2 protein-coding genes are annotated in these 1,036 nt (G+C 47.8%); both read left to right on the top strand.

What is annotated here, in order from left to right; translation table 11 throughout:
- A partial coding sequence (locus tag R7R24_RS24955) for an FtsW/RodA/SpoVE family cell cycle protein (protein WP_318119786.1) occupies positions 1 to 829 on the top strand: 829 nt, incomplete at its 5' end.
- Positions 816 to 1,036: glycosyltransferase (locus R7R24_RS24950; protein ID WP_318119785.1), on the top strand; the 221-nt coding region annotated here is incomplete at its 3' end. The genes R7R24_RS24955 and R7R24_RS24950, both read left to right, overlap by 14 nt.

Here is a 1,036-nt window from a genome sequence, read left to right as displayed (position 1 = left end):
CAACTTACAGCCTGCCGAAGTTGCGAAGCTATCGCTGTTCATCTTCATGTCCGGTTATTTAGTCCGTAAGCAAGATGAAGTGCGCCAGACCTTCTTTGGCGGCTTTATGAAGCCAATCATGGTGTTTGCTTTCTTCGCCGTCTTGTTACTTGGTCAGCCGGACTTGGGTACCGTCGTTGTAATGCTGGTTACTCTGTTTGGCATGTTATTTATCGCGGGCGCGAAGCTAACCCAGTTTCTGGCCCTGATGATTGCAGGCATTGGCGCTGTCGTCGGTTTGATCTTGGTAGAACCGTACCGTATGCGCCGTGTTACTTCGTTTCTTGACCCATGGGAAGACCCGTTCGGTAGCGGCTATCAGTTGACTCAATCTTTGATGGCGTTTGGGCGCGGAGAATGGTTTGGTCAAGGGTTAGGGAACTCAATTCAAAAACTAGAATACCTACCAGAAGCGCACACCGACTTTGTATTTGCGGTATTGGCTGAAGAGCTTGGTTTCGTCGGTGTTGTTTTAGTGCTGATGTTGATTTTTAGCTTGGTACTTAAAGCTGTGTATATCGGCAAACGCGCTTTTGAAGAAGGCGAGATGTTTGGTGGTTACTTAGCGTTTGGTATTGGTATTTGGTTTGCGTTTCAAACCATGGTCAATGTGGGCGCAGCCGCTGGTATTGTTCCAACCAAAGGTTTGACGCTTCCACTAATCAGTTATGGTGGTTCCAGTCTGATTATTATGTCCGTTGCAGTGTCCATATTGCTGCGTATCGATCACGAATGCCGCTTGAAACGCGCGCAACAACAATCAGAACAACAGACGAATGAAACAGAATAAACGTTTGATGGTGATGGCTGGTGGTACTGGCGGTCACGTATTCCCAGGTTTGGCGGTGGCAAAGCAGCTTCAAGAACAAGGTTGGGAGATCCGTTGGTTAGGTACAGCGGATCGAATGGAAGCCGATTTGGTGCCAAAGCATGGTATTGAGATCGACTTTATCAAAGTAAAAGGTCTGCGAGGCCAAGGCGTTAAACGTCTTTTAGC

The sequence above is a fragment of the Vibrio sp. 704 genome (assembly GCF_033339295.1).
The sequence above is the reverse complement of the archived record's forward strand: the minus strand, read 5'-3'. Positions and strand labels throughout refer to the sequence as shown.